General features: G+C 64.7%; 24 protein-coding genes. 5 read left to right on the forward strand and 19 right to left on the reverse strand.

Annotated features, from left to right (window positions below):
* Window positions 1-4 precede the first annotated feature (4 nt).
* Window positions 5-1,006: a class 1 fructose-bisphosphatase gene (fbp, locus tag E0L29_RS07210; RefSeq protein ID WP_131356964.1), complete on the reverse strand. Its 1,002-nt coding sequence runs from the start codon at window positions 1,004-1,006 to the stop codon at window positions 5-7.
* Window positions 1,007-1,185: 179 nt separating this feature from the next.
* Between fbp and recJ the strand changes: the two genes are divergently transcribed.
* Window positions 1,186-2,901 carry a single-stranded-DNA-specific exonuclease RecJ gene (recJ, locus tag E0L29_RS07215; RefSeq protein WP_131356967.1) on the forward strand — a complete coding sequence of 572 codons (1,716 nt, stop codon included), beginning with the start codon at window positions 1,186-1,188 and terminating at the stop codon, window positions 2,899-2,901.
* A gap of 21 nt (window positions 2,902-2,922) precedes the next feature.
* On the opposite strand, the gene E0L29_RS07220 is transcribed toward recJ, so the two are convergent.
* From E0L29_RS07220 to E0L29_RS07235, 4 genes are read right to left on the reverse strand one after another with little or no spacing between them, the layout of a single operon-like run.
* The gene (locus tag E0L29_RS07220; RefSeq protein WP_131356970.1) at window positions 2,923-3,819 is read right to left on the reverse strand and encodes a lysylphosphatidylglycerol synthase transmembrane domain-containing protein; all 897 of its coding nucleotides are present in this window, start codon (window positions 3,817-3,819) and stop codon (window positions 2,923-2,925) included.
* Window positions 3,806-4,738 (reverse strand): glycosyltransferase family 2 protein, encoded by a 933-nt coding sequence (locus tag E0L29_RS07225; protein ID WP_131356973.1) that lies wholly within the window; start codon window positions 4,736-4,738, stop codon window positions 3,806-3,808. Before E0L29_RS07225 ends, E0L29_RS07220 begins: the two co-directional genes overlap by 14 nt.
* Window positions 4,739-4,748: 10 nt before the next feature.
* Window positions 4,749-6,299, reverse strand: coding sequence for a glycosyltransferase family 39 protein (locus E0L29_RS07230; RefSeq protein ID WP_131356976.1), 1,551 nt, complete (start codon window positions 6,297-6,299; stop codon window positions 4,749-4,751).
* The gene (locus E0L29_RS07235) at window positions 6,274-6,897 is read right to left on the reverse strand and encodes a phosphatase PAP2 family protein (RefSeq protein WP_131356979.1); all 624 of its coding nucleotides are present in this window, start codon (window positions 6,895-6,897) and stop codon (window positions 6,274-6,276) included. Before E0L29_RS07235 ends, E0L29_RS07230 begins: the two co-directional genes overlap by 26 nt.
* A gap of 143 nt (window positions 6,898-7,040) precedes the next feature.
* Between E0L29_RS07235 and purU the strand changes: the two genes are divergently transcribed.
* Genes purU through E0L29_RS07255 form a run of 4 tightly spaced genes read left to right on the forward strand, consistent with a single transcriptional unit; the run spans window position 7,041 to window position 9,685 of the window.
* Window positions 7,041-7,907: a formyltetrahydrofolate deformylase gene (gene purU, locus E0L29_RS07240; protein ID WP_131356982.1), complete on the forward strand. Its 867-nt coding sequence runs from the start codon at window positions 7,041-7,043 to the stop codon at window positions 7,905-7,907.
* Between the two features lie 13 nt (window positions 7,908-7,920).
* Entirely contained in the window at window positions 7,921-8,838 is a 918-nt protein-coding gene (locus tag E0L29_RS07245; protein WP_131356985.1) for a cation diffusion facilitator family transporter, read from the forward strand.
* A complete protein-coding gene (locus E0L29_RS07250) occupies window positions 8,835-9,389 on the forward strand; it encodes a lipocalin family protein (protein ID WP_131356988.1) in 555 nt (184 codons plus the stop codon). Before E0L29_RS07245 ends, E0L29_RS07250 begins: the two co-directional genes overlap by 4 nt.
* Window positions 9,389-9,685, forward strand: a complete 297-nt coding sequence (locus E0L29_RS07255) for a hypothetical protein (protein ID WP_347564592.1) — start codon at window positions 9,389-9,391, stop codon at window positions 9,683-9,685. The genes E0L29_RS07250 and E0L29_RS07255 overlap by 1 nt, the downstream gene beginning before the upstream one ends.
* Here E0L29_RS07255 and E0L29_RS07260 read toward each other — a convergent pair.
* The 14 genes from E0L29_RS07260 to E0L29_RS07325 form a co-directional block, all read right to left on the reverse strand.
* On the reverse strand, window positions 9,682-10,707 hold the full coding sequence (locus tag E0L29_RS07260; protein WP_131356991.1) for an NAD(P)-dependent oxidoreductase: 1,026 nt from the start codon (window positions 10,705-10,707) through the stop codon (window positions 9,682-9,684). The two genes, E0L29_RS07255 and E0L29_RS07260, sit on opposite strands and share 4 nt — an antisense overlap.
* The gene (gene cydC / locus E0L29_RS07265; RefSeq protein WP_131356994.1) at window positions 10,704-12,431 is read right to left on the reverse strand and encodes a thiol reductant ABC exporter subunit CydC; all 1,728 of its coding nucleotides are present in this window, start codon (window positions 12,429-12,431) and stop codon (window positions 10,704-10,706) included. The genes E0L29_RS07260 and cydC overlap by 4 nt, the downstream gene beginning before the upstream one ends.
* Window positions 12,428-14,176: a thiol reductant ABC exporter subunit CydD gene (gene cydD, locus E0L29_RS07270; protein ID WP_131356997.1), complete on the reverse strand. Its 1,749-nt coding sequence runs from the start codon at window positions 14,174-14,176 to the stop codon at window positions 12,428-12,430. Before cydD ends, cydC begins: the two co-directional genes overlap by 4 nt.
* Window positions 14,177-14,210: 34 nt before the next feature.
* Entirely contained in the window at window positions 14,211-15,224 is a 1,014-nt protein-coding gene (cydB, locus tag E0L29_RS07275) for a cytochrome d ubiquinol oxidase subunit II (RefSeq protein WP_131357000.1), read from the reverse strand.
* 19 nt (window positions 15,225-15,243) lie between these two features.
* The gene (locus tag E0L29_RS07280) at window positions 15,244-16,599 is read right to left on the reverse strand and encodes a cytochrome ubiquinol oxidase subunit I (protein WP_131357003.1); all 1,356 of its coding nucleotides are present in this window, start codon (window positions 16,597-16,599) and stop codon (window positions 15,244-15,246) included.
* 196 nt (window positions 16,600-16,795) lie between these two features.
* Window positions 16,796-17,857 carry an S-methyl-5-thioribose-1-phosphate isomerase gene (gene mtnA, locus E0L29_RS07285; RefSeq protein WP_131357006.1) on the reverse strand — a complete coding sequence of 354 codons (1,062 nt, stop codon included), beginning with the start codon at window positions 17,855-17,857 and terminating at the stop codon, window positions 16,796-16,798.
* A 17-nt stretch (window positions 17,858-17,874) separates the two neighbouring features.
* Window positions 17,875-18,696 carry a purine-nucleoside phosphorylase gene (locus tag E0L29_RS07290; protein ID WP_131357009.1) on the reverse strand — a complete coding sequence of 274 codons (822 nt, stop codon included), beginning with the start codon at window positions 18,694-18,696 and terminating at the stop codon, window positions 17,875-17,877.
* A gap of 131 nt (window positions 18,697-18,827) precedes the next feature.
* Window positions 18,828-19,517: a YggS family pyridoxal phosphate-dependent enzyme gene (locus E0L29_RS07295; protein WP_131357012.1), complete on the reverse strand. Its 690-nt coding sequence runs from the start codon at window positions 19,515-19,517 to the stop codon at window positions 18,828-18,830.
* 17 nt (window positions 19,518-19,534) lie between these two features.
* A complete protein-coding gene (locus tag E0L29_RS07300; protein ID WP_131357015.1) occupies window positions 19,535-20,026 on the reverse strand; it encodes a peptidylprolyl isomerase in 492 nt (163 codons plus the stop codon).
* Between the two features lie 32 nt (window positions 20,027-20,058).
* Window positions 20,059-20,751 (reverse strand): tetratricopeptide repeat protein, encoded by a 693-nt coding sequence (locus E0L29_RS07305; protein WP_131357018.1) that lies wholly within the window; start codon window positions 20,749-20,751, stop codon window positions 20,059-20,061.
* 87 nt (window positions 20,752-20,838) lie between these two features.
* Entirely contained in the window at window positions 20,839-21,609 is a 771-nt protein-coding gene (locus E0L29_RS07310; protein ID WP_131357021.1) for a TatD family hydrolase, read from the reverse strand.
* A complete protein-coding gene (gene lspA, locus E0L29_RS07315) occupies window positions 21,599-22,102 on the reverse strand; it encodes a signal peptidase II (RefSeq protein ID WP_131357024.1) in 504 nt (167 codons plus the stop codon). Before lspA ends, E0L29_RS07310 begins: the two co-directional genes overlap by 11 nt.
* Window positions 22,103-22,130: 28 nt before the next feature.
* Window positions 22,131-23,021, reverse strand: a complete 891-nt coding sequence (aroE, locus tag E0L29_RS07320) for a shikimate dehydrogenase (RefSeq protein ID WP_131357027.1) — start codon at window positions 23,019-23,021, stop codon at window positions 22,131-22,133.
* Window positions 23,018-24,415, reverse strand: coding sequence for a tetratricopeptide repeat protein (locus E0L29_RS07325; RefSeq protein WP_131357030.1), 1,398 nt, complete (start codon window positions 24,413-24,415; stop codon window positions 23,018-23,020). Before E0L29_RS07325 ends, aroE begins: the two co-directional genes overlap by 4 nt.
* Window positions 24,416-24,465 lie beyond the last annotated feature (50 nt).

Here is a 24,465-nt window from a genome sequence, read left to right on the forward strand (position 1 = left end):
GCCTTCAGCGTTTTCCCTGCTCGAACTCCTCGGCTGCACGGACGTCGTCCTCGCTGCCGATGTAGAGCGGGGTGCGCTGGTGGAGTTCCTTCGGGTCGATGTCGAGGATGCGGCTTCGCCCGTCAGTGGCCCTGCCTCCGGCCTGTTCGCAGATGAAGGCGAGCGGGTTGGCTTCGTACATCAGGCGGAGCTTGCCGCCGGGGTGTTTCGTGGTGGGCGGGTAGACGAAGACGCCACCGGTGAGGAGGTTGCGGTGGAAGTCGGCAACGAGCGAGCCGATGTAGCGCGTGCTGTAGGGGCGGCCGCTGGCGGGGTCCTCCTCCTTGACGTAGTCGAGCCAGCGCTTCGTGCCCTCGTTGAACTGCGCATGGGAGCCTTCGTTGATGGAGTAGTATTTGCCGCTTTGGGGCGTCGTGATGTTCTCGTGCGAAAGCAGGAACTCGCCGATGGTCGGGTCGTAGGTGAAGCCGTGGACGCCGTGGCCGGTGGTGTAGACCATGACGACCGACGAGCCGTAGATGACGTAGCCGGCCGCAACCTGCTCGGATCCTTTCTGGAGGCAGTCCTCGATGCTCGCGCTGCCGGGGTTTGGGCTTTTGATGCGGTAGATCGAGAAAATGGTGCCGACGCTGACGTTGACGTCGATGTTCGACGAGCCGTCGAGCGGGTCGAAGAGGAGGGCGTAGCTGCCGGTGTCGTTCTTCGGGGGGATGATGATCCCCTCGTTCTCCTCAGAGCCCATGACGGCGAAGCGGCCGTGCTGGCCGATGGCGTTGATGATCTTGTCGTTGGCGAAGAGGTCCAGCTTCTTGACCTCCTCGCCCTGCACGTTCGTGCTGCCGGCAAAGCCGAGGATGTCGACCAGGCCGGCCCGCACCACTTCGCGGCGCACGAGTTTGGCGGCGAAGGCGACGTCGCTGAGCAGGTCGGTGAGTTCTCCTGTCGCTTCGGGGTGCTTTTTCTGCTGCTCGAGGATGTGGCGTTCGATGGTGATGAGCTGGCTCATGGACTGATGGTTCCTGGTGGTTGAATGGGACTCTGGCCGAGGGGACGGCCTGAACTTGCAATGTAGCCATATCCGCATCCATTTTCAAGGTGCGGCCGCTTCGCCTTTTGCGGGTAAGGGGGGAAGCGTTACATTTGATTTTTCACGCTTTCGGCAATCTTTCCTCCCCTTACTCCGCAATGAAACGATTCCGCTGGACCATTCTTCCCTCTGATGCCGCCGCCGTCTCGGCCCTTTCGGAATCCATCAACGTTTCTCTGCCGATCGCTCGCGCACTGCTCAACCGTGGTGTCGGCTCTTTCGAGGAGGCGAAGGGCTTTTTCCGCGATTCGCTCGACAGCCTGCATCAGCCCCGACTGCTCCGCGACATGGACAAAGCCGTCCGGCGGGTGCAGCAGGCGCTCTCGGAGGGCGAGAAGATCATGCTCTACGGCGACTACGACGTCGACGGCACCACCGGCACGGCAATGCTCCACCGCTATCTCCAGAAGCACGGCGCCGACGTCTCATGGTACATCAACGACCGGTTCCGCGAGGGCTACGGCCTCTCGGAGGAGGGGATCGACGAGGCCAAGCGGCGCGGCGTCGGGCTCATCGTCACGGTCGACTGCGGCATCCGCGCCAACGAGGCCGTCAGCCGCGCCCGGGGTTACGGAATAGAGGTGATCGTGTGCGACCACCACGAGCCCGACCTGCTGCCCGAGGCCGTGGCGATCCTCAACCCGAAACTTCCGGGCTGCCCGTACCCCTTCCGTGAGCTCTGCGGCTGCGGGGTCGCGTTCAAGTTCATCCAGGCCATCGCCGCCGACAGGGGCGAGGGGGAGTCGGGCTGGCGGGAGTACCTGGACTACGTGGCCATCGCCACGGCGGCCGACATGGTCGAGCTCAGCGACGAGAACCGCATTCTCGTGCGCGAAGGGCTCGAACAGATCCGCCGTTCGCCCTCCATCGGCCTCGGGGCCCTGCTCGGGGTGATGAAGGTCGAGCGCTCCGAGGTCGGCATGTTCAACATCGCCTTCGGCATAGCCCCGCGCATCAACGCCGCCGGAAGGATGGGTTCGGCCGCGCTCGCCATGGACTGGCTGCTCTCGGAGTCCGCCGAGGAGGCCCGCCGGCACGCCGGAGCGCTCGAAGAGCTCAATACCCTGCGCCGCCAGACCGACATGGACATCATGATGAAAGCCGAGAGGATGCTCGACGCCCACTTTGCCTCCTACTGCTCCTCGATCGTGCTCTACGACGAGTCGTGGCATCTCGGGGTGCTCGGCATCGTGGCTTCCAAGATGCTTGAGCGCCACTACCTGCCGACGGTCATCCTCGGGGGCATGAACGGCGTGGTGAAGGGCTCGGTGCGCAGCGTCGAAGGGCTTGACGTCTACGCGGTGCTCGAGGAGTGTCGGGATCTCCTGCTGCAGTTCGGCGGGCACCGCCAGGCGGCCGGCGTGACGCTGCTTCCCGAAAACATCGCCGCCTTCCGCCGGCGTTTCGACGAGGCCTCGTCCCGCCGGCTCGGGCTCGGCGAGCGGCAGAAGGAGCTGCAGATCGATTCCGAACTCCGCCTGGAGGACGCCGGCGAGAAGTTCATCGGGGTGCTCGAGCAGTTCTCCCCCCACGGGTTCGGCAACCGGGAACCGGTCTTCGTGACGAGGGGCCTTCGGATGCAGGGCTGGCCGCGGCTCCTGAAGGAGCGGCACGTGAAGTTCGCGGTGCGCGACGCCGGGGGGCGGTATTTCGACGTTATCGGTTTCGACCGGCCGGACCTCTACCGGGCGCTGGAGGCCGACCCCAGGGCTTCTTTCGCAATGGTCTATTCGCTCGAGAGACGGGTATGGCGGGGCCGGCGGCAGCTGCAGTGCCGCCTCTACGACCTCGAACTCACGGCTCCGGGATCCTGAGGGGGAGCCGGCGGCGGGGGGTCAGGGCGTTTCGGCTTCCTTCGCCGCGGGGGCTTCGTGGCGGATCCTGAGCAGGATGCCGGGCAGCGACGAGACGGCCGAGACGGCAAAGAAGACCAGCGAGAGAGCGATGCCGAGGCTGGCGTCGAGCTGGATGTGGTTGAGCATGTAGTAGAAGGTCACCTCGCGAGCGCCGGCTCCGCCGATCGTGATCGGCAGGATGGTGGCCACCGTCGAGAACATGAAGATGGCCAGGTAGTCGATGCTGTGGGTGTCGGGAGAGAGGGCCTGCAGGATGAAGAAGGCCGTGGCGGCCTGCGTGGCCTGCACCATGATCGATTCCCAGGCCGTTACGGCGAAGAGTTGGAGAAACTGGGGGTAGGCGAAGCGGTTGAGCAGCCAGGCCATCGGGTAGACTGCCGCGAGCCCTGCCCAGAGGTAGGGGACCGTCGTCGGCATGAGGGCGGCGAACGAGCTCGGAATCAGCAGGATGAGCGCGAGGAAGATGAGCGCAATGATGCCGGTCAGCCGGTCCCAGAAGACGGCGTGGAAGACGTTGATTGTTTTTACGCCGTGGTTCTTCTGCAGGACGAAGATCTTGTAGCCGTCCCCGCCGACCCCTCCCGGAAGGAAGAGGTTGTAGAACATCCCCAGGTAGTAGAGCTTCAGGTTGTAGCCCCACGGAAGGTCGAGCCCGATTGCCCGGAAGAAGCGGTTCAGCCGGACGGCGTTGAAGAGCTTCGAGATGTTGAAGAAGACGATGGCGAGCAGGATGTACCAGGGGTTGGAACCGCCGATGGCCTGGCCGATCTGCCGGACGTCGGTCTTCTGCAGGACCAGGTAGAGCGCGGTAAGGGTGACGAGGACCTGGAGGAGCGCCTTGAGCGTCTTTTTTGCGCCCTGACTAGTTTTTGCCAACGGTTTTGCGGATGATGTAGGGTTTCTTGTTCTGCGACTCGTAGTAGGTCCGCATGATGAACTCGGCAATGAAGCCCGTCGTGATGAGCTGGATGCCGATGAAGGTCAGGATGATGCCGAGCGAGAGCAGCGGCCTTCCCCCGATGTCCTGGCCGAGGATCTTCAGCAGGAGCAGGTAGAGGTTCATGGCGAGGCCGATGAAGAACGAGACGAACCCGAGGGTGCCGAAGAGGTGCATCGGGCGCTGGCTGTATTTCTGGAAGAAGACCATGAAGAGCAGGTCGCTGAGCACCTTGAAGGTCCTGCCGATGCCGTACTTCGACTTGCCGTACTGGCGGGCGTGGTGGCGCACGTCGACCTCCTCCATTTTTGCGCCGTAGAGCTGGACGAGCACCGGGATGAAGCGGTGCAGCTCCCCGTACAGGCCGAGGTTCTTCGCCACCTCCTGCTTGAACACCTTCAGCGTGCAGCCGTAGTCGCGGATGTGCACGTCGGTCATGTTGCGGATGATGGCGTTGGCGATCGCGCTCGGGATCTTGCGCAGCACCATGCCGTCCTTGCGCCCCGCGCGCCGTCCGGCCACGACGTCGAGGTCGTGCTCCCGGAGGTACTCCATCATCATCGGGATGTCCCGGGGGTCGTTCTGCAGGTCGCCGTCCATGGTGGCGATGAGCTCGCCTCCGGCTTCGGCGATGCCTGCCGCCATGGCGGTGGTCTGCCCGTAGTTCTTGTTGAGCACGACGATCTTCACGTTCGGCGTCCGGAGGGCCTCCATCCGCTTGACCGTGGCGTCCGTCGAGCCGTCGTCGACCATCACGACCTCGTGCTCGACCCCGGAAAGGGCCGACTCGAGGGCCTGGAAGAGCGGCTGTATGCTCTCCTCCTCGTTCATGACCGGTATGACGACTGACAGCTTCATGGCAGGGGGTTCATTGGGTGGTTCTCAAGAGCACGATTCCGTTTTTCCGATAGAGCACCTCCGGCTCCCGGAGCTCTCCAAGATGCTTCGACGTGGTCAGGACGACCTCGCCCGGCCGGGGATCGCGCTTCAGGGCTAATGATTCCGAATATACTAAAAAAGAGGGGTAATCGACCCGCCACATCACGATTTCCCAGCCGTTCTGCTTCGCCAAAAGCGCGGCCTCCTTCACCGGTTCCTGCAGCAGCCTTCCGGCCAGCGCCATGACGTGCAGGTTGACGTAGAGCGAGAAGCAGAGGCCTGAGGCGACGAGCCGGAACTCCGCCGGGAATCGGCGCAGGAGCATGATTGCGGCCATTGCTGCTGCGAGGGCGAGGGTGAGGATGATGTGGCCCTCTGCGAAGATCGCCCGGGCGGCCTCCAGGATGTCGGCGATGAAGGGGTCGCCGGCAGCCATAGCCGCTGCCGCAGGGAGGAGTGCCGGTAGGAGGGCGAGCAGGGCCAGCAGCAGGAGCGGCCAGATGAGGGTGAGCGCCGGCCGGCGCAGGTAGGGCAGGGCGCGCGCCATCAGGATGAAGAGCGGCGTGTAGCCGTAGATCATGTAGTGCGGGAGCTTCGTGCCGGAGAGCGAGAAGAAGGCGAAGACGAAGAGCGTCCAGATCCCGAGGAAGAGGTTCTCCGGGTCGGCCATCAGCCTGCGGAAGTTTCGAACCACCGTGTAGAGCAGCCCTGTGAAGGGCATGAGCCCGATGATGACAACGGGCACGTAGTAGAGGATGGAGCCGGAGTGTCCTTCGAAAGAGGTGCCGAACCTGCCGACGTTGTGCTTGAGGAAAAACCCCTGGATGAAGTCCATCCCCTCGGCCCGGTACTCGAGGAGGTACCAGGGCAGCGCAATGGCGAGGAAGAGCGCGATACCCGCGGGGTCCAGCACCATCCGCAGCCACTGGCGCAGGGTGCCGCGGCCGAGCTGGAAGAGGAATGTCGCGGCAAGCGGGATGAGGACCGCCACGGGACCTTTCGTCAGCATCCCGAACCCCATTGCGGAGAACGCGAGGAGCAGGGCGTGTCTGGAGCCGGACCGGTAGTAGGTGAGGAGCGAGAGGAGGGTGCCGGCAAGGCAGAGGTTGAGCAGGGCGTCTGCGATGGCCGCCTTGGCGATGATGGTTACCTGGAGCGAGAGGATCAGCATGGCGGCCGCCGTGAATGCCTGGCGCGCGCCGCTGCGGCGGGACTCGTGCAGGAAGAGGGCGAAAGACCATGCCCCTGCCGCCAGGGCCGAGGGGAGGCGGAACGCGAACTCGCCCGGGCCGAACGTTTTCAGGGAGAGCAGCTGGAGCCAGTAGATGAGGATCGGCTTGTCGAAGCGGGGGGCTCCGTTCAGGGTCGTTGAGAGGTAGTTGCCGCTTCGGAGCATCTCGCGCGTCGCCTCGCTGAACGCCCCCTCGTCGACGTCGAAGAGCGGCGCCCGGCCGAGCACGGCGAAGCAGGTCACGGCAAGGATGATTGCCAGGAGCGCGCCGAGTATGACGCTTTCACGGCTGGACCTGTCGGGGTGCATGGGTGCTCTCTTTGAAATAGCGGTTGTAGAGGATGAGGCTCGTGGCGACGCCGAGCGCCGAACCGGCGACGACGTCCGAGAGGAAGTGCTGGCCGAGGAACATCCGGCTGAAGGCGATGAGGGCCGCAGCGGCATAGAAGACCGGGGCCGCTCTCGGATAGAGCAGCGCGAGCGCTGCGGCGACGCTGAAGGCGGTGGCGGAATGGCCGGAGGGGAACGAGACCCAGGCGTGCTCGATGCGGAACCAGTCGAGGCCGTAGACGCCTTCGTTGAAGAGCTTCGTCGGCCGTGCCCGTCCGAGGATCCATTTGACGAGGTCGGCCGCGAGACCCGAGACGGCAGTGACGCTGAAGATGAACAGTCCCTTTGATGAAAGCTGCCGATTCGTTTTCCTGAGGGCGAAATAGAGGACGATGCCGGGTACGAGGTACCATTCCGACTGGCCCCAACGGGTGATCCAGCCGAACGCGGCATGCCACGTCGGAGCGTCGAGGGCGTGGAGGTAAAGCGCGAGCGGGCGGTCCAGGAACGCCGCCGAGAGCGCGCAGCAGAGGATGATGGCGGCAGTTGCCGCAAGGTGTCGGGCTCGTGTATTCATGGATCGCATCGGGCCGCGGCCGGGGCCGCAGGGCCAAAAACCCCGCAGTGCAGGATTTATTTGTGTCGGAAGTCGCGTTGAAAAAACCTAAATATACACAAATGGGGCGCTATTGCATCCCCCGAACCTTGCCATCCGAACCCATGCACCAGGAACCAAGCCCGGCAGCCATACTCCTGCTTTCCTGCCGCGACCGCAGCGGCCTCGTCTCCCGCATCTCGCACTTCATCTACGAGCGGGGCGGCAACATCATCGACCTCGACGAGCATGTCGATGCAGAGGCCGGCATGTTTTTCATCCGCGTTTCATGGAGCACCGAGGGGCTCTCGATACCCGTTTCGCGCCTCGGGGAGGCTTTCCGCCCCCTCGGCCTGGAGTTCGAAGCCAACTGGAGCATCCGTTTCACCGGCCGGCCCACCCGCCTGGCCCTCTTCGTCTCCCGCTACGACCACTGCCTCCAGGAGCTGCTCTGGCGCTACAGCATGGGAGAGTTCCAGGCGGAGATCCCGCTGGTGATCTCGAACCACCCCGACCTCGGGCCGCTTGCCGCCCAGTACGGCATCCCTTTCCACCATTTCCCCCTGACGGCCGGGACCCGCCCGGAGGTCGAGGCCCGCGAGCAGGAGCTTCTCCGCTCGAACAATGTCGACGCCATCGTGCTGGCCCGCTACATGCAGGTGCTTTCGCCGGAGTTCGCCCGCAGCTGGCATGGTCGCGCCATCAACATCCACCACTCCTTCCTGCCGGCCTTCGTCGGGGGCAACCCCTACCGCCAGGCCTACGAGCGCGGCGTAAAGATCATCGGAGCGACGAGCCACTATGTCACCGAGGAGCTGGACCAGGGGCCCATCATCGAGCAGGACATCATGCGGGTGAGCCACCGCGACACCCTCAGCGGCCTCATCCGCAGGGGGCGCGACCTGGAGCGGCTGGTGCTGGCCCGGGCGGTGCGCCTGCACTGCGAGCACCGCATCCTGCTGAACGGACGCAAGACCATCGTTTTCGACTGAACGGAGTCCCGGAATGAGCGCAGGAGACGCACAGACGCACGACCATCACCACCACACTGCCGCCGGCAACATCGGTATGGCATTCTTCCTCAACCTCTCATTCACGCTCGTGGAGTTTGTGGGGGGATGGCTGACCGGCAGCACCGCGATCCTGGCCGACGCGGTCCACGACCTCGGCGACTCTTTCGCATTCGGACAGGCCTGGTACTTCGAACGCCTCTCGCTCGCCGGGCAGAGTGAACGATACTCCTACGGGTACCGCCGATTCTCGCTTGTCGGCGCACTCCTGAGCGCCCTCATCCTGACGGGCGGCTCGGTCTTCGTGCTGGTCCAGGCCGTGCCGCGGCTTGTCGATCCCGGCACTCCGGATGCTTCGGGCATGGTTGTGCTCGCCCTCATCGGTGTGGGCGTCAACCTCCTGGCGATGCTCCGGATCGGCAAAACGGAGGGCATGAACGCGCGTCTCGTCACCCTGCATCTTCTCGAGGATGTGCTCGGCTGGGCGGCGGTGCTCGTTGTCGCCGTGGTTCTCATGTTCTGGGATATTCCCGTGCTCGATCCGCTGCTTGCCGTTGCCATCACCCTCGTCATCCTCTTCGGGGCGCTACGGAACCTCCGCTCGATGCTGCCGGTGTTCCTGCAGGCGGTGCCGGAAGGGGTGAGCCTCGAGGCGGTGGTGCGGGATGCTGAAGGGCTCGAGGGGGTGCGTGCGGTCCACAGCGCCCACATCTGGTCGCAGGACGGGCGCCAGAAGGTCTTCACCGCACACCTCGAGCTGGAGCGTGAACTCGACGCATGCGCCTACACGGAGCTGAAGCGGCGGATCGCCGGGCTGGTACGCCGGCACGGCATCGAGCATTCGACTGTCGAGATAGAGTACCCCGGCGAGGTATGCCGGATAACCGAAGAAAAGAAGGAGGAAGAACCATGAAGATCACAGCTCTGTTCAGACGCGCGCTCTGCATCCTGCTGCTCGTGCCGGCCGGATGCACCGGCGTGCCGGAGGGGCTCGAGCCCGTCGGAAACTTCTCGCTCGAGCGCTACCTCGGAACCTGGTACGAGATCGCGCGGATCCCCAACTCGTTCGAGAAGGACTTCGAGGAGGTCTCGGCCACCTATACCCTCTCCGAAGACGGTTCCGTCAGGGTGGAGAACCGGGGTTACGACGGCCGGAAGCAGGAGTGGAAGAGCGTGAAGGGCAGGGCGAAGTTCGCCGGCGCGGCGGACCGCGGGGCGCTCGAGGTCTCCTTCTTCGGTCCCTTCTACGCCAGCTACAACGTGCTCGTGCTCGATCCCGAGTACCGCTGGGCGCTGGTCTCCGGACACGATCGCGACCTGCTGTGGATACTCGGCCGCTCGCCCGTGATGGAAGAGGGGCTCTACGATGAGCTCAGAAAGAAAGCTGCTGCCATGGGCTTCGACGCATCGAAAATCCGAAGGGTTGCCCGGACCGGCGCAAACAACAAGAACGGGGGGCAGTGATGGTGGAATGCGGAAACGAACGCGAGGCCCGCTACCGGGCGCTGGTGGAGGGGATCGTCGAAGAGTGGGCCGCGGGGAAGCCCCCGAACCCCCGGGCTGCGGATCCGAACGCGAAGCCGTCCGGCTACTGGCGCCTGACGGGCTGGCTTACAAACTACCTGCTGCGCCATGACGAGTTTCCCCGGGGTGTGCACCCGATGCCCGAGGGGCGGGACAGCGAGGGTCGGCTCGAGCCCTCCTTCCCGGTGGATTTCGACCGGCTGCTCGGCGAAAGGCCGTTTCCCGCTTCCCGCTAGAACATGGCGTGGGCGCCGAGCTCCTGTCCCTTCAGCCCCTCCTTGAGGACGCGCTCGTAGAAGTCGCGCAGGGTGTCGGTGCCGTACGATGGGGTCGCATCCTCGTCGTAGCAGCCTTTTTCGTGATCGAAGACCAGCATCGACTCGGAGCAGTAGTACTTGCCGATGCGGGCGAACTCGGCCTTGTCGCGGAGTTTCGGCAGGAACTTCGAAAGCAGCGTGAGGACGGGGATGACGACGTCGAAGATCTGGATCGGCACCTTCTTGAATTTCGGCTCGCGGCCCAGCAGGCTGAAGAGCATCTCCCCCTGCTCTCTGGCAGAGATCGCTTTTCCTGGTCCGCCGATCGGGAGGATCCGGTTCCGGAGCGAGGGATCCTCCAGGCAGTCGGCCATGAAGCGCGCCAGGTCGGCTTCGCTGATGGGCTTGCAGCGCGTCAGCTCCCCGTCGGCGAACATCACGTAGGGTTTGCCGCTTTTGACCGACTCGACCTGGCCGGCGATCGACTTGAAGAAGGCGGTCGGGCGCACGATCGAATAGTCCACTCCGGAAGCAACGAGTTCGGCCTCGAACTTCAGTTTCGCGCGCTGGAACTCCAGCATGGGTTTCTGCACGCAGATGGCCGAGAGCAGGACGAAGTGTGCGATGCCGGCTTCCATGCCGGCCCGGAGCGCGTTTGAGGTCGCCCGGTAGTCGATCTTCCAGGAGTCCTCGATGCCGCCGGTGCGCGAGGTGAGGCAGCTGTAGACGGCGTCGAAGTGCTCGCCGCGGATCCCGTCCCGCCGGATCGACTCCATATCGCCGACGTCCCCGAAGCGGACCTCGGAGCCGGCAAGCTCGCGGCGGGTCTCCTCCTGGCTCGTCCCTCCGTCCACTCCCGAGCGGGATCGGGCGAAACTCACCACCTCGTGTCCCCGCTTGACCAGCTCCCTCGTGACGAACTTTCCGATGTAGCCGGTCGCTCCCACGACGAAGATGCGTTTCGGGGAGGCGGCGGGGGACTGTTCTGCTCTTTCGTTCATGCTTCTGTTCCTGTTCTACGGTGCTGGAGGTTCCACATCGCGCAATATACGCCATTCTCCTTCATGAGCGCACTGTGGGTGCCGGATTCCGCGAGCCGGCCGTTTTTGAGGACCAGGATGCGCTCGAACCGCTCCATCTCCTGCAGGCGGTGGGTGATGGTGATGAGGGTGCGCCCTTCAAAAGCCTCTTCGACGCGTCGGAGCACCTCCCGCTCGGTCGGACGGTCGAGGCTCGCGGTCGCTTCGTCGAGCACGACGACCGGGGCGTCCTGCAGGATGGCGCGGGCGATGGCCAGGCGCTGGCGCTCTCCGCCGCTGAGCTGCATGCCGTGCTGCCCGGCGAACTCGTCGAGCCGCGCCCTGAAATGGCCGAGCCCGGCCGCCCTGAGTGCCGAGACGAGCTCGTCCTCCGAGGCCCCGGGCCGGGCGAGCAGGAGGTTCTGGCGGATGGTTTCGCTGAAGACGTAGGTCCGCTGCGGGATGAGCGCGACGTGGCGGCGCAGTTCCTCCTGGCTGTAGGCTTCGATGGGGTTCCCGCCGAGAGCGAGCGTTCCTTCGGTCGGGTTCCAGAATCGTACGAGGAGGGAGGTGAGGGTCGATTTTCCCGATCCGCTCGGACCGACAACGGCCACCTTCGATCCCTGGGGAATGCTGAAGGAGAGCGCGTCGAGCGCCGGGCGCGTGCTGCCCGGATAGGTGAACGAGAGCTTTTCGGCCGTGATCGGAAGACGGTCGGGAACAGCTGCGGGGGCGTCGGGATCCCGCACTTCGGGTTCGGCGTCGAGGATCTCGAAGATCCGCTCCCCCGCGTGGACGTCGGCCTCGAGGTGGCGGAGCGAGGCCGGCAGCATCGTGAAGGGCTCGAACGAGGCCATGACGGCGAGCGTCGCGACGGAGAGCAGGATGCCGCTCTCCGCGCCGGCCCGGGCAAGCGGCATGACCGACCAGAGCACGGCGAGCACCGCGGCGTTCATCGTGAGCCCGACGAGGGTCTCGTGCATGCCGTCGACGAGGGCGCTTCTCCGCTCGAGCGAGAGTTTCTTCCTCTCGGCCTGCCGCATCTCACGGAGGTGCCGCTCGAGTTCGCCGTACATCTGCAGTTCGGCGATCCCCTCTATGAAGTCGACGGCCTGCAGCCGCTCCCTGGTCCGCTGGCGGATGATGCCGCTTTCGGTGCCGCGGCCGAGCCGTACGGAGAGGAGCGGGATGCCGATGCCGGCGAGGATGTGGAACGCGAGGAGAACCAGGGCCGCCTCCACTGAGAAGGAGCCGAGCAGCAGCCAGAGCAGCAGCGCGGTGAACAGCGCCGTCAGGGGAGGGGCGAGCACCCTCGTGTAGAGGTTTTCCAGGCTCTGGATGTCGTCGACCGAGCGCTGGAGGAGGTCGGCGCTGCGGAACTGCATGAGCCGGGCCGGGGCGAGCGGCTCGAGCGCGTCATAGAACCAGACGCGCAGGCTGGTGAGGATGCGGAAGGTGGTGTCGTGCGAGGCGAGTCGTTCGAGGTAGCGGACGACGCCGCGCGCCAGGCCGAAGAAGCGCACGCCGACGATGCCCACCTGCAGGGCCGCAAGGGGCGGCTCCAGCGCAGCCTTGGCGATGAGGTAGGCGGCCGTCATGAGCAGTCCGATGCCGCTGCCGGTCGCCAGGAACGAGAGCAGTGCCGAAAGAAGCATCCAGCCGGTCCAGGGACGGACGATGCGGACGAGTCGCAGGAAGGTCTTCATGGCCTCTCCTCCCCTTCGGTGGCGAACGCCTCGCGGTAGAAGGCGTCTTCCTCCATGAGTTCAGCGTGGGTGCCCGATGCCCTGAGCCGGCCCTCTTCGAGCACCAGGATCCTGTCCGCAGTGCGGATGGTCTCGGGGCGGTGGGCGATGATGAGGGCGGTTCGGCCGCGCACGAGCTCGCGCATGCTCCGGTTGAGGGCCATCTCGAGTTCCGGGTCGGTATGCGAGGTCGGTTCGTCGAGCACGACGAGCGACGCATCCCTGATGAAGGCCCTGGCCAGGGCGATGCGCTGGGCCTCGCCCCCGCTGAAGCGCGCCCCGCCTTCCCCCAGCGGGGTGTCGAGCCCCTCCGGGAGGAGCCCGACGAGCTCTTCGAGCCCCGCAGAGCGGACGGCCCGGAGGAGCTCCTCTCCGCTCGCCCGGCGGTTGGCCATCATGATGTTTTCGCGGAGGGTGCCGCTGAAGAGGAACGGATGCTGCGGCACCCATGCGATGCGTTCCCGCCATTCCTCCGGGTCGAACTCCCCGATCGGCCGTCCGGCGAGGGTGAATGTGCCTTCGTCCGGCGACTGGAATCGGAGGAGCAGGTTCACCAGGGTGCTTTTGCCGGCTCCGCTCGGGCCGGTGAGGGCGGTGGTGAGGCCCGCTTCGACGGTGCAGCTGAGATTGTTGAGGGCCCGGGCATCGGCACCGGGGTAGCTGTAGCCGACCCCTTCGAAACGGATGTCAGAGCGGCCGGGGTCGGCCGGCGGTGCGGGATTCTTTTCGTCCTCTCCGGCATGATCGCTTTCGGCGGCCAGGTCGAGCACTCCGAAGATCTCCCTGGAGGCGCTCACCCCCTCCATGCCGGCGTGGAACTTCAGGCCGAGCTGGCGGAGGGGGAGATAGAAGTCGGGGGTGAGCAGGAGGATGAAGAGGGCGGTTCGGAACTCGAGTCCCGCCGAGAGCAGCCGCAGGCCGATGCCGACGGCGACCATGGCGGTGCCGATGGTGCCGACCAGCTCGAGGGTGAGGGAGGAGAGGAAGGCGACCCGCAGGACCTGCATCGTCGCCTTCCTGAACCCTTCCCCGGCCTCGGCGACGGCGTCCCGCCGGCTGCGGCTCCGCGCGAAGAGCTTGAGGGTCGTCATTCCCTGCAGCATGTCGAGGAAGTATCCGCTCATCCGGCTGAGGCTCTCCCACTGCCGGTCGGTCATCGCTCCGGCCCTTCGCCCGATGAGCGCCATGAAGAGCGGGATGAGGGGGGCGGTGCCGAGCAGGATGAACCCCGAGACCGGGTCCTGGGGGAAGACGGCGCCGAGGATCAGGACGGGGGCGGCAAGCGCCAGGAAGAGCTGCGGAAGGTACTGGCTGAAATACGCGTCGAGGGATTCGATGCCCTTCAGGAGGGTGGTCGAGAGCCGGCCGCTCGGAAGGGAGCGGGTGAAGAGGGGGCCACGGAGGGCGACGGCCCTGGTGAGCCGCTCGAAGAGCGCGAGGCGCACGGCCGTCGAGGCGCGCTTCGCCCCGGCGTGGGCGAGCCAGCCGAAGAGCATCCTGAGGATGCTGAGGAGCGCGAACAGCCCGATCGGAGGAAGGAGCGAGGCGGGCGGGGATTCTTCGAGGAAGGCGCGGCTGATGATCAGGCTGAGGACGGCCGCCTGGCCGATCAGCGCCACCGAGACGGCCGTGGATGCCGCGATAGAGAGGACGAACGGCGCCTTCTCCGGGCCTATGAGGGCGAGGAGGCGCCGGTCAATGTTCATCTCGGGGGAATGGCGGCTTGTTCATCCTGCGGGATCAGTATTCGTGGTGCGCGTCGACGGCCACCCGCTGGCGGAAGACCCAGTAGCTCCATCCCTGGTAGAGCAGCACGAGGGGGACGAAGATGAGCGCCACCGTCGTCATGATGGAGAGCGTGTAGGGGGAGGACGAGGCGTTCTGCACCGTCAGGCTCCATTCGGGGTTGAGGCTCGAGACGAGCACCCTCGGGTAGAGGCCCATGAAGATGGTCGCGGTCGAGAAGGCGATGGCGACGCCCGTCATGGCGAAAGCCCAGCCGGAGGCGTTTCTCCGGAGGAGCGTCCTGACCGAGAACAGCGCCAGGACGCTGAAGACCGGAACGATGCCGGGATTGATGCCGAGCCGCTGGTAGAGGTCGGTTTCGACGTAGGTGTAGGCCATGAAGAGCATCGAGAGCAGGACGGCCGGGGTCCAGAGGGTTTTGGCGGTCGCCATCGCACGCTCGCGCATCTCCCCTGTCGTTTTCAGGGTGAGGAAGACCGCGCCGTGCAGGGTGAAGATCGAGAGCGAGGCCAGGCCGCAGGCGAGCGCATAGGGGTTGAGCAGGTTCCAGAACCCTCCGGCGTAGTTCATCGAAGCGTCGACGGGAACCCCGCGGATGAAGTTGGCCATGGCCACGCCCCAGAGAAGGGCGGGAAGGGCGCTGCCGAGGAAGATGCTCCAGTCCCAGAAGTTCCTCCACGACGGCCTGTCGTGCTTGCTGCGGAACTCGAAGGCCACGCCCCTCATGATGAGGGCGGCGAGCATCAGGAGCAGGGCGGGGTAGAAGCCGCTGAAGAGGGTGGCGTACCAGTGGGGGAAGGCGGCGAACATCGCGCCTCCTGCGGTGACGAGCCAGACCTCGTTGCCGTCCCAGAACGGACCGATGGTGTTGATGACAGCGCGGCGTTCGCGGTCGTCCTTTCCCATGAAGGGGAGCAGGATGCCCACCCCGAAGTCGAACCCCTCGAGGAAGAAGAACCCGGTGAAGAGGACGGCGACGAGGATAAACCAGAGTGCTTGCAGTTCCATTGTTGTGCTCTTTTTCGGGTTATTCGGTGCCCTCGAGCCCGAGGGCGGCGTACTTGCGGATGAGGAAGAGGTCTGCTGCGGCGAGCAGGAGGTAGAGGGCCGTGAAGAGGGCGATGGAGAGCACGAGCTCACCCGGGCCCACCACCGAGGCCGGCGTGACGGCCTGCTCCGTCTTCAGGAGTCCGAAGACGATCCAGGGCTGGCGGCCCATCTCGGCCAGGATCCAGCCGGTCGAGTTGGCGATCCACGGCAGGAGCATCGACCAGAAGAAGAGGGCGCCGAGGAGCGGCGGGAACCGGTAGTCGTCCCTCGAGACCTTCCAGAGGGCGAGGAGCGAGACCAGGAGCATGAGGGTGCCGGCACCCACCATCAGCCGGAAACTCCAGTAGGCGGTGATGACGGAGGGGACGTAGTCGCCGGGGCCGTACTGCGCTTCGTACTCGGCCTGCAGCTGGCGGATGCCCTTCACTTCGCCTTCGAACGAGTTGTAGGCGAGGAAGGAGAGCAGGCGGGGGATGCGGATTGAGTAGAGGTCCTCGAGCTTCTCCTCGTCGCCGATGGTGAAGAGCGAGAAGCTGGCCGGGTTCTCCGTCTCCCAGAGCGCCTCTGCCGCGGCCACCTTCATCGGCTGCGTTTTCATGATGTGCTGCATCTGGGTGTGCCCGGCCAGTGTCACCAGGACCGTGCCGATGAAGGCGTAGATGGTGCCGAACTTCATGGAGATGACGAAGGCCTCCCTGCCTTTGGAGCCCTTCATGATATGCCATGTGCTCAGGGCGATGACGAGGAAACCGGCCGTCACGATGCCGCCGGCGAGCACGTGCGGGAACTGCTTCCAGACGTTGGGGTTGAAGAGCAGGGCTGCGAAGTCGGTCATCTCGGCCCGCGAGCCGTCGGCCGCCATGCGGAACCCGACCGGGGCCTGCATGAAGGAGTTGGCGACGAGGATCCAGAGCGCCGAGAGGTTCGAGCCGAGCGCAACGAGCCAGATCGATGCGGCGTGCACCGCTTTGGGCAGCCGGTCGCGTCCGAAGATCCAGATGCCGAGGAAGGTCGACTCCATGAAGAAGGCGAGCAGCGCCTCGATGGCCAGCGGCACGCCGAAGATGTCGCCGACGAAGCGCGAGTATTCCGACCAGTTCATGCCGAACTGGAACTCCATGACGATGCCGGTCACCACGCCGACAGCGAAGTTGATGAGGAAGATCCTGCCCCAGAACTGGACGAGCTGGAGGTACTTGCGGTTGCCGGTGCGTACCCAGGCGGTCTCCAGTATCGCCGTGAAGATCGAGAGGCCGAGCGTGAGCGGGACGAAGAAGAAGTGGAAGACCGAGGTGAGGGCGAACTGGAGCCTTGCCAGAAAAACGATGTCCATGGTACGTTCGGTTGCTGTTGCGGGTAAGATCCTTCCGGGCGGAGCGCCCTCCCGTCCGGTTGGCTGCAGGGGCGGGGTACAGGAAGGTAAGACAATATGGGGAAATCCGGAAAAAATAAGATCCGGAGTATCCTGTTTTGTGGCAGAGAAAAACCGGGCGTCCGGCCCGGTTTCCCTCTTCAATGCCCGAAAGCCTTCAGGAGAAGAGCTCCCTCAGTCCGGTTTCGTAGTTGCCGACGACCGCCTTCTTCTCGGTGATGATGCCGCGGATGAGCGTTCCGGGGGTCACGTCGAAGGCGTAGTTGACGACCGGCGTGGTCGGCATGGCGACCTGTGTGCCGAAGATCTTGCGCAGCTCGTCGGCGTTGCGCTCTTCGATCGGGATCTCGGTGCCTTCCTTCATCGTGATGTCGATGGTCGAGACGGGAGCGGCGATGTAGAAGGGCAGGTTGTGGTACTTCGCGCTGATGGCGTGGGCGAAGGTGCCGATCTTGTTTGCCGTGTCGCCGTTGGCCGTGATGCGGTCGGCGCCGGTGACGGCGAAGTCGATCATGCCGCGCTGCATGAGGATCGCCGATGAGGAGTCGGAGATCGAGGCGAAGGGGATGCCGTCGTGCTCGAGCTCCCAGGCCGTCAGGCGCAGGCCCTGCAGGAGCGGGCGGCTCTCGCTGGTGATGACGCGCTCGATGAGACCTTCCTCATAGGCGAGCCGGATCACGCCGAGCGCCGTTCCGATGCCGCAGCAGGCCAGGGTGCCGGTGTTGCAGTGGGTGAGCACGTTGAGCTTGCGCGTTTTGAGGATCCCGGCGCAGTCCTGCTTCAGCTGCTCGACGCCGTGGCGTGCGATGCGGTCGCAGTTCTCGACCTCGTCGTTGTAGATCTTGTGGGCCTCGGCCTCCATCCTGGCCTTCAGCGCCTCGAGGCTGTCGGCGTCGTAGTTGGCCTCGTAGACCGCCTCCATCTTCTTCGTTGCGAAGAAGAGGTTGACGGCTGTCGGGCGCGATGCGTTGACGTCCTCGATGAGCTGGCGGAAGTATGCGGGGAAGCCAGCCTTGTCGCCCTGGTACTCGTTGACTCCGAGCACGACGGTGTAGCCCGCCGAGGCGCCGATGAGCGGCGCTCCCCTGACGGCCAGGGTCTTGATGGCTTCAATCGCCTCGCGGTGGTCCCTGGTCTCGACATGGAGTTCCTGCAGCGGCAGGTAGCGCTGGTCGAGGTAGCGGAAGGTGCCGTTCCTGAATGATATCGCGTCGATCATGGTTGCTGTGGGGCGGATTAAAGGTTGGCTACGACATTCTTGAAGATGGTGGTCATTTTCGGCTCGGCATGGTTGGAGACCTCGATGATCTCCTCGATGCTGACCGGCTGGAGGCTGTCGGGGAAGCACTCGTCGGTGATGATGGACATGCCGAAGACCTCGGTGCCCTGGTGGACGGCGGCGATCACCTCCGGCACGGTCGACATGCCGACGACGTCGGCGCCGAGGGTGCGCAGCATGCGATATTCGGCACGGGTCTCGAGGCAGGGGCCCGAGAGGGCGATGTAGACGCCGCGCTGGACCTTGAGCTTGTGCTCGAGGGCGACGCTCTCGGCGATCCGGAGGATGCGCTTCGAGTAGGGTTCGCACATGTCGGGGAAGCGTGAACCGACCTCGGGGTCGTTGGGCCCGATGAGCGGGTTGCCGGGAAGGAGGTTGATGTGGTCGTCGATGAGCATGATCTCGCCTTTCCGGAAGCCGGGGTTCAGGCCCCCGCAGGCGTTGGTGATGCCGAGGGTTTTCACGCCGAGGTGCTTCATGACGCGGATCGGGAAGACGATCTGCTGCATCGAGTAGCCTTCATAGAAGTGGAATCGGCCCTGCATGGCGACGACTTTCTTGCCTGCCAGGGTGCCGAAGATCAGCTTGCCGTGATGGGTCTCGACGGTCGAGATGGGGAAGTTCGGGATGTCGGCATAGTCCAGCGCGAAATCGACGTCGATCTCTTTTGCCAGGGCTCCGAGTCCGGTACCGAGCACGATGCCCACCGGGTATTCGTCCTGCGTCTTTTTCCTGATGAACGAAACGGCTTCCTGGATTTTTGCCTTTTGTGCGATCATGGTCGGTATGATTTATGGTTGTGCTTGGTGGAGACCCTGGCTGAAAACCCTCAATATAACCGCTCGGGTCCTCAGAAAAAAATCCCCCGCCCTCAGGGCGGGGGATCGATTCCCTTCTTTTCAGGCCGGCTTCAGCGCCAGCCGAAGATGGCCGTTCCGACCCTCACGAGGGTGGCTCCCTCTCGGACGGCCGCTTCGAAGTCGCTGCTCATTCCCATCGAGAGTTCCGTCAGCTCCTCGGGGCGAGGGGCGAGTTTCCTGAGCCGCAGGAGCAGCTCCCGCAGCTCCCTGAACTCGAGTTCGGCGGCCTCCGGGTCGGGGGCGGCGATGGTCATGAGGCCGCGCAGCCGGACCGAGGGGAGAGCGAAGAGCTCTTCGGCCGCCGTTTCGACCTCTTCGGGCCGCATGCCGTACTTCGTCTCCTCCCGTGAGGTGTTCACCTCGAGCAGGTAGTCGGCGGTGAGCGCGTGCTTGAGCGCCTGTCTGGAGAGCTCCCTGGCGGTGGAGAGCTTGTCGATGCCGTGGATGAGCGACACCCTGCCGATGAGGGAGCGGATCTTGTTGGACTGAAGGTGCCCGATGAAGTGCCACTCGGGCGAGCACCCCTCGAGTACCGGGTCCTCCCGCTTTTCGAGGAACTCCTGCATGTAGCTCTCGCCGAAGAGCGTCTGGCCGGCCTCACAGGCCTCGCGGATCATTTCGGCCGGCTTGGTCTTCGATACGGCGACGAGGCGCACCGTGGCCGGATCGCGTCCTGCATCCAGTGCGGCCCGCTCGATCCTCCGGCGGATCTCGGCAAGGTTCGAGGAGATGCTGTCCATGCTGTGCCCTCTTTGTTTCAGGCCGTCGGAACGGCGGTGATGGTTTCGATGGTCACCGGTTTGAGCGGGTTGTCGTTGTGGTCGGTGTCGACCGCGGCGATCTTGTCGACGATCTCGATGCCCGATTCAACCACGCCGAAGACCGTGTACTGTCCGTCGAGGAAGTCGTTGTCGGCCTGGTTGATGTAGAACTGGCTTCCGGAGGAGGCTTTCTGGGGGTTGTTGTCGCGTGCCGCAGCGAGGGTGCCCTTCTTGTTCGGGTGCTTGATTTCGGCCGGAACCTTGTAGGATGGGCCGCCGGTGCCGTGCAGCATGCGCTTGTCGTCGTGGCGCGAGAGCGGGTCGCCGGTCTGGATCATGAACCCTTCGATGACGCGGTGGAACCGGATGCCGTCGTAGTACTGCTCCTCGACGAGCTTCCTGAAGTTGTCGCGGTGCTCGGGAGTATCGTCGTAAAGGCTGACCTGGATGTCTCCGAGGCTGGTTTTGATGAGGTATGAAGATGCCATGGTGTGCGGTGTTTGCTGGGTGTTGGGGTTGATTAGTTTTCCTTGGCTTCGAGCGTGCCCGAAATCTTCCAGAGCGCGCGCTGCGCGATTCCCGATCCGGTCGATCCCGGGTAGCGGTCGACGACCTCCCGGAAGAGTTTTTGGGCTTTTTCCGTCTCGCCGGCCTCGAGCATGTTTCCGGCTGCGGCCGTGAGGTACTGGGACTTCAGGGCCGTGTTCCCGGCTTTGGCTGCGGCGGCTTCGAAGCTCGCGGCGGCCTGGCGGTACTTTTTCAGGTCGCTTTCCGCCGAAGCCCTGCCGGCAAGGGCGGCGGCCTGCAGGTCGGGGCTCTTCAGCGAGACGTCGGAGAACGCCCTGAGGGCCTCCTCGTTCATTCCGGTGGCATGGTAGGCGTTGGCCAGGAGCAGTTCGGCCATCTCCCCGCTCGGGGTGCCGTCGTAGCGCTCTGAGATGGTTTTGAGCCCGACGCTCTCTTTCGTGCCGTCGAGGGCGGTTTGGTAGTCGCCGCGGTCGTAGGCTGCGGCGGCAGCCGAGAGCAGCGGGGCGGCTTCCTTTTCCAGGGCGGCCTGCCGCTGGATCCAGAAGAAGGCCGCGGCGCCCGTGGCGAGCACGAAGACGAGTGCTCCTGCGATGATGTTCTTGTGGCGGAGCAGGAGGTAGAGCAGGTTTTCCGCGACGGAGGGGTTCGTTTCCGGGCGGGCGGACTGCGTGTCGATGTCGTTCATGGATGTGGTTTGGCGTTTGCGGCCGGTGGCCGGAAGTCGAATTTGAACCTACGCAAGTTTACAGGAAATTGCAAAGCGGAGGGGGGCCTAGAGGGTGATCGAAAAGGCGCTGAGGGTGTTTTGGAAGATCGCTTCCGCGGCCTTTTCCACGCTGATCTCCCTGGCGTCGGCCACGGCTTCGGCCACGATCTTCACGTAGGCGGGCTCGTTGCGTTTGCCGCGGAACGGCACGGGGGCGAGGTAGGGGGCGTCGGTCTCGGTGAGCAGGCGCTCGAGCGGTACCCTGCGCACCACCTCCGGCAGCTGGGAGCGTTTGAAGGTGATGGTGCCGGGGATCGAGAGGTGGAATCCCCTGCCGACGCACTCGAGTGCGGTTTCGGTGTCGCCCGAAAAGCAGTGCATGACGCCCCGCAGGCCGGAGTGCTTCTCTTCGTCGAGGATGCGCAGGGTGTCCCGCCAGGCGTCGCGCGAGTGGATGACGACCGGCAGGTCGAGCCGGCGGGCCATCCGCAGCATCGTGCGGAACGCCTCCTGCTGGTGCTCGGGGCTGTGGCCGGGGTAGTGGTAGTCGAGCCCGATCTCTCCGACGGCGACCGTTTCGGGGCGGCGGGCGAGCTCCTCGAGACCGAGGTAGACGTCGTCCGGCACCGGCGTTTCGGCTTCATTCGGATGCAGGCCCACGTTGGCTTTGATGAAGGAGTGTCTTGCTGCCAGCTCGACTGAGCGGCGGCTGCTCTCGAGGTCGGTGCCGGGATCGACGAGGAGCGCGACGCCCGCTTCCCGCATCCGGGCTATCACCGCTTCGCGGTCGCTGTTGAATTCCGGGAAGGAGAGGTGGCAGTGCGCGTCAGCAAACATCGTCGTTCTTTTCTGTATCGGGGAAGATGCGGTCGTGGAAGAGGACCAGCATGCAGGCTCCGATGGTGATGGCCGAGTCGGCCACGTTGAAGATCGGCCAGAGCGAGACCCAGTGGCCGAAGAGCTCCCCCTGGTAGAGGTCGAAATAGATGAAGTCGGTGACCCTCCCGTAGAGGATGCGGTCGATCATGTTGCCGATCCCGCCTCCGGCGATGAGTCCGAATGCGGTGAGGAAGAGCGGCGAGCGGTTCTCGCTGCGCGCCACGTAGACGAAGACGCCGAGTACGATCGCTCCGGTGAGGAGGAGCAGCACCAGCGGAGGGGCGAACTCCATGCCGAAGGCCACGCCGCGGTTTTCGGCATAGGTGAGGGAGAGAAGGTCCCTGATGAGGGTGATGCTTCTGTCCTGGTCGCGCAGCAGTCTGACGGCGAGCTGCTTGGTCAGCTGGTCGGCTGCAATGACGGAGAACAGGAGCACGAAGAAGCGTTTCATGGACGACGGGCGGGGAAGGGTTGTGTGGTTACTGCTGGCGGCGTCTCTGCAGTTCTTCCAGGACGACGGGTTCGATCTCGGCCGTCGGCATGTCGAGCCCCGTCCAGAGCTGGAACGAGCGTGCCGCCTGCGCCAGGAGCATCGCGATGCCCGGGATCGTGGAGGCTCCGGCCTCCCGGGCAGAGATGAGCAGCGGCGTATCCGCGGGGTTGTAGACCATGTCGTAGACCGTCTGCCCTTCGTGGAAGGCTCGCGCTCCGGCGGGGACGATGCTTTCATGGGCGTCGGTGCGCCCGTGGGTGCCTTTCGGCGTGGCGTTGACGAGCAGCGTGGCCTCGCGGCACCGCTCGACGGCTCCGCGCTCTCCCCGGTCGAGCTCCTCCTGCAGGGCGAGCTCCAGGAACCCTTCGCTGATATGGCGCTCCAGGCGGGCGCCCGCGCTCTCGGGGTCGCGTACGAACACGGTGAGCCGCGAGGGAGGGAAGTCCCGCTTCATCGCTTCTATGGCGGCCAGGGCGGCGCCTCCGCTGCCGAAGAGGACCGCCGGCCGTCCGGCGATGCCGGCTTTGCGGGCCATGAGCGGGGCGGCGAACCCTGCGATGTCGGTATTGTGGCCGACAAGCTTCCCTTCATCGTTGACGATGGTGTTGACCGCCCCGATGCTCCTGGCGTCCAGGGAGAGCTCGTCAAGGAACGGCACCACCGTCTCCTTGTAGGGGATGGTGACGTTGCAGCCCGAGATGCCGAGCGAGCGGACGCCTCCGAGGGCGAAGGGGACCTGGGCGGGATCGGCGATGCTGAAAATGGTGTAGACGGCCTCCAGCCGCAGGAGGTCGAAGGCGGTGTTGTGGATCAGGGGAGAGAGCGAGTATCCGACGTCACGGCCGATGAGTCCGTAGATCTGAGGGGCCCCGTTCATGAAATCCCGAGCATCCTCCTTACCGCGTCCTGCTGGTAGAGCTCGGGGAACTCGCTCTTGAAGTACTGCTTCTTGTCGGGGTCGATCTTGAAGGCCTTGCTGAGCGCCTTGAGCGTGCTGAGCTTGTCGCCCATCGCGAAGTAGGCGGCGGCGATCTCGAAGTGGGCGTCTGCCGAGTGAGGCTGCAGCCGTATCGACTGCTGCAGGGCGTCGATCGAGTCGTTGATGTGGCCGGCCTCGCGGAGCACCATGGCGAAATCGACCCAGATCTGCGGACTTTCCCGGTCGAGCTCGATCACCCGGTGGTAGGTCTCGATGGATTCCTCGAGCTGGTTGACGTTGTATTCGATCTCGGCTTTCAGGAGCAGGAACTCGATGTTGTCGGGGACGAGCTTCAGGGCCTCCATGACGGCGTCGAAGGATTCGGCGTACTCGTCCATCGCCTCATGGCAGCAGGCCAGCGCGAACCATCCGTCGGCGAAGTCTGCGCTCTGTCGGATGCACTTGCGGTAGCAGTCGGCCGCTTCAGGGTACTGCTCGAGCTCCTCGCAGGCGATGCCGAGGTTGTAGAGGGCGTTGATGTCGTCGGGCTCGTAGACGAGCGTCTGGCGGTAGCTTTCGGCGGCTTCCGCGATCCGGCCGTTGATGGCCAGCACGTTGGCCCGGTTGTACCATGCCGAGCTGAAGTCGTCGGAGATGGCCAGGGCCATGTCGTAGCACTCGAGCGCGTCATCGTAGCGCTTCATCTTGCTGAGCACCAGCCCCTGGTTGTACCAGGCGTTGATGTTGTAGGGATCGAGGTCGAGGTTCTTTTTGTAGTCGGCGCAGCTCTCCTCGAGTCGGCCGAGCAGGTCGCGGCAGTAGGCCAGCTCGTACCAGGCTTCGGAGAATTCCGGGTCGAGCTCGAGCGTGCGCAGGAACTCACTTTCGGCCTCCCCGTAGCGGTCGAGCCGCTGGAGGATGGTGCCGCGGTAGTAGTGGTACTCTTTTTCTATTGAGCTGTCGGAAACGATCGCCTCGATCTCTTCGAGCGCGCGCTCGAGCTCGCCGGTGTTGAACCATGCGAGGGCGAGGTTGAGGGTCATTTCGCTGTCGGAGGGGCTGAGCAGGGATGCCTGCGAGAACGCCTCGAGCGCCTCCTCGAACAGCCCGTTGAGGGTCAGGCAGTTGCCGAGGTGGAACCAGGTTTCGGTATTGTAGGGGGCGATCTCCTCGAGGCGCCGGGCCACGAGGAGCGATTCGGCGATGAAGCCCTCTTCGTTGAGCTGGATGATGCGCTCTATCAGCTCGTCAGAATCAAACAGTGCGTCAAGTCCTTCAAGGTCCGGCGTTCCCTTTTCCCGTGGATCCCTCCGGGAGTCGTGGTTTTCGTCGAAAAAATCAGGCAGGTTCATTGGCAGGCGTCATGTATTTCACTTCCATCATCGGGGCACGGCACAAAGGT

It is taken from the genome of Chlorobium sp. N1, assembly GCF_004332115.1.
GTDB lineage: Bacteria > Bacteroidota > Chlorobiia > Chlorobiales > Chlorobiaceae > Chlorobium.

What these genes read in the sequence shown, in the direction of transcription:
- E0L29_RS07260 (WP_131356991.1), bottom strand. Translation starts at nt 10,707, where the DNA reads ATGAACGAAAGAGCAGAACAGTCCCCCGCCGCCTCCCCGAAACGCATC.
- fbp (WP_131356964.1), bottom strand. Translation starts at nt 1,006, where the DNA reads ATGAGCCAGCTCATCACCATCGAACGCCACATCCTCGAGCAGCAGAAA.
- cydD (WP_131356997.1), bottom strand. Translation starts at nt 14,176, where the DNA reads ATGAACATTGACCGGCGCCTCCTCGCCCTCATAGGCCCGGAGAAGGCG.
- E0L29_RS07295 (WP_131357012.1), bottom strand. Translation starts at nt 19,517, where the DNA reads ATGGACAGCATCTCCTCGAACCTTGCCGAGATCCGCCGGAGGATCGAG.
- E0L29_RS07305 (WP_131357018.1), bottom strand. Translation starts at nt 20,751, where the DNA reads ATGAACGACATCGACACGCAGTCCGCCCGCCCGGAAACGAACCCCTCC.
- E0L29_RS07290 (WP_131357009.1), bottom strand. Translation starts at nt 18,696, where the DNA reads ATGATCGCACAAAAGGCAAAAATCCAGGAAGCCGTTTCGTTCATCAGG.
- E0L29_RS07230 (WP_131356976.1), bottom strand. Translation starts at nt 6,299, where the DNA reads ATGCACCCCGACAGGTCCAGCCGTGAAAGCGTCATACTCGGCGCGCTC.
- purU (WP_131356982.1), top strand. Translation starts at nt 7,041, where the DNA reads ATGCACCAGGAACCAAGCCCGGCAGCCATACTCCTGCTTTCCTGCCGC.
- E0L29_RS07235 (WP_131356979.1), bottom strand. Translation starts at nt 6,897, where the DNA reads ATGAATACACGAGCCCGACACCTTGCGGCAACTGCCGCCATCATCCTC.
- E0L29_RS07325 (WP_131357030.1), bottom strand. Translation starts at nt 24,415, where the DNA reads ATGAACCTGCCTGATTTTTTCGACGAAAACCACGACTCCCGGAGGGAT.
- aroE (WP_131357027.1), bottom strand. Translation starts at nt 23,021, where the DNA reads ATGAACGGGGCCCCTCAGATCTACGGACTCATCGGCCGTGACGTCGGA.
- E0L29_RS07225 (WP_131356973.1), bottom strand. Translation starts at nt 4,738, where the DNA reads ATGAAGCTGTCAGTCGTCATACCGGTCATGAACGAGGAGGAGAGCATA.
- E0L29_RS07250 (WP_131356988.1), top strand. Translation starts at nt 8,835, where the DNA reads ATGAAGATCACAGCTCTGTTCAGACGCGCGCTCTGCATCCTGCTGCTC.
- E0L29_RS07310 (WP_131357021.1), bottom strand. Translation starts at nt 21,609, where the DNA reads ATGTTTGCTGACGCGCACTGCCACCTCTCCTTCCCGGAATTCAACAGC.
- cydB (WP_131357000.1), bottom strand. Translation starts at nt 15,224, where the DNA reads ATGGAACTGCAAGCACTCTGGTTTATCCTCGTCGCCGTCCTCTTCACC.
- mtnA (WP_131357006.1), bottom strand. Translation starts at nt 17,857, where the DNA reads ATGATCGACGCGATATCATTCAGGAACGGCACCTTCCGCTACCTCGAC.
- E0L29_RS07255 (WP_347564592.1), top strand. Translation starts at nt 9,389, where the DNA reads ATGGTGGAATGCGGAAACGAACGCGAGGCCCGCTACCGGGCGCTGGTG.
- E0L29_RS07300 (WP_131357015.1), bottom strand. Translation starts at nt 20,026, where the DNA reads ATGGCATCTTCATACCTCATCAAAACCAGCCTCGGAGACATCCAGGTC.
- lspA (WP_131357024.1), bottom strand. Translation starts at nt 22,102, where the DNA reads ATGAAACGCTTCTTCGTGCTCCTGTTCTCCGTCATTGCAGCCGACCAG.
- recJ (WP_131356967.1), top strand. Translation starts at nt 1,186, where the DNA reads ATGAAACGATTCCGCTGGACCATTCTTCCCTCTGATGCCGCCGCCGTC.
- E0L29_RS07280 (WP_131357003.1), bottom strand. Translation starts at nt 16,599, where the DNA reads ATGGACATCGTTTTTCTGGCAAGGCTCCAGTTCGCCCTCACCTCGGTC.
- cydC (WP_131356994.1), bottom strand. Translation starts at nt 12,431, where the DNA reads ATGAAGACCTTCCTGCGACTCGTCCGCATCGTCCGTCCCTGGACCGGC.
- E0L29_RS07245 (WP_131356985.1), top strand. Translation starts at nt 7,921, where the DNA reads ATGAGCGCAGGAGACGCACAGACGCACGACCATCACCACCACACTGCC.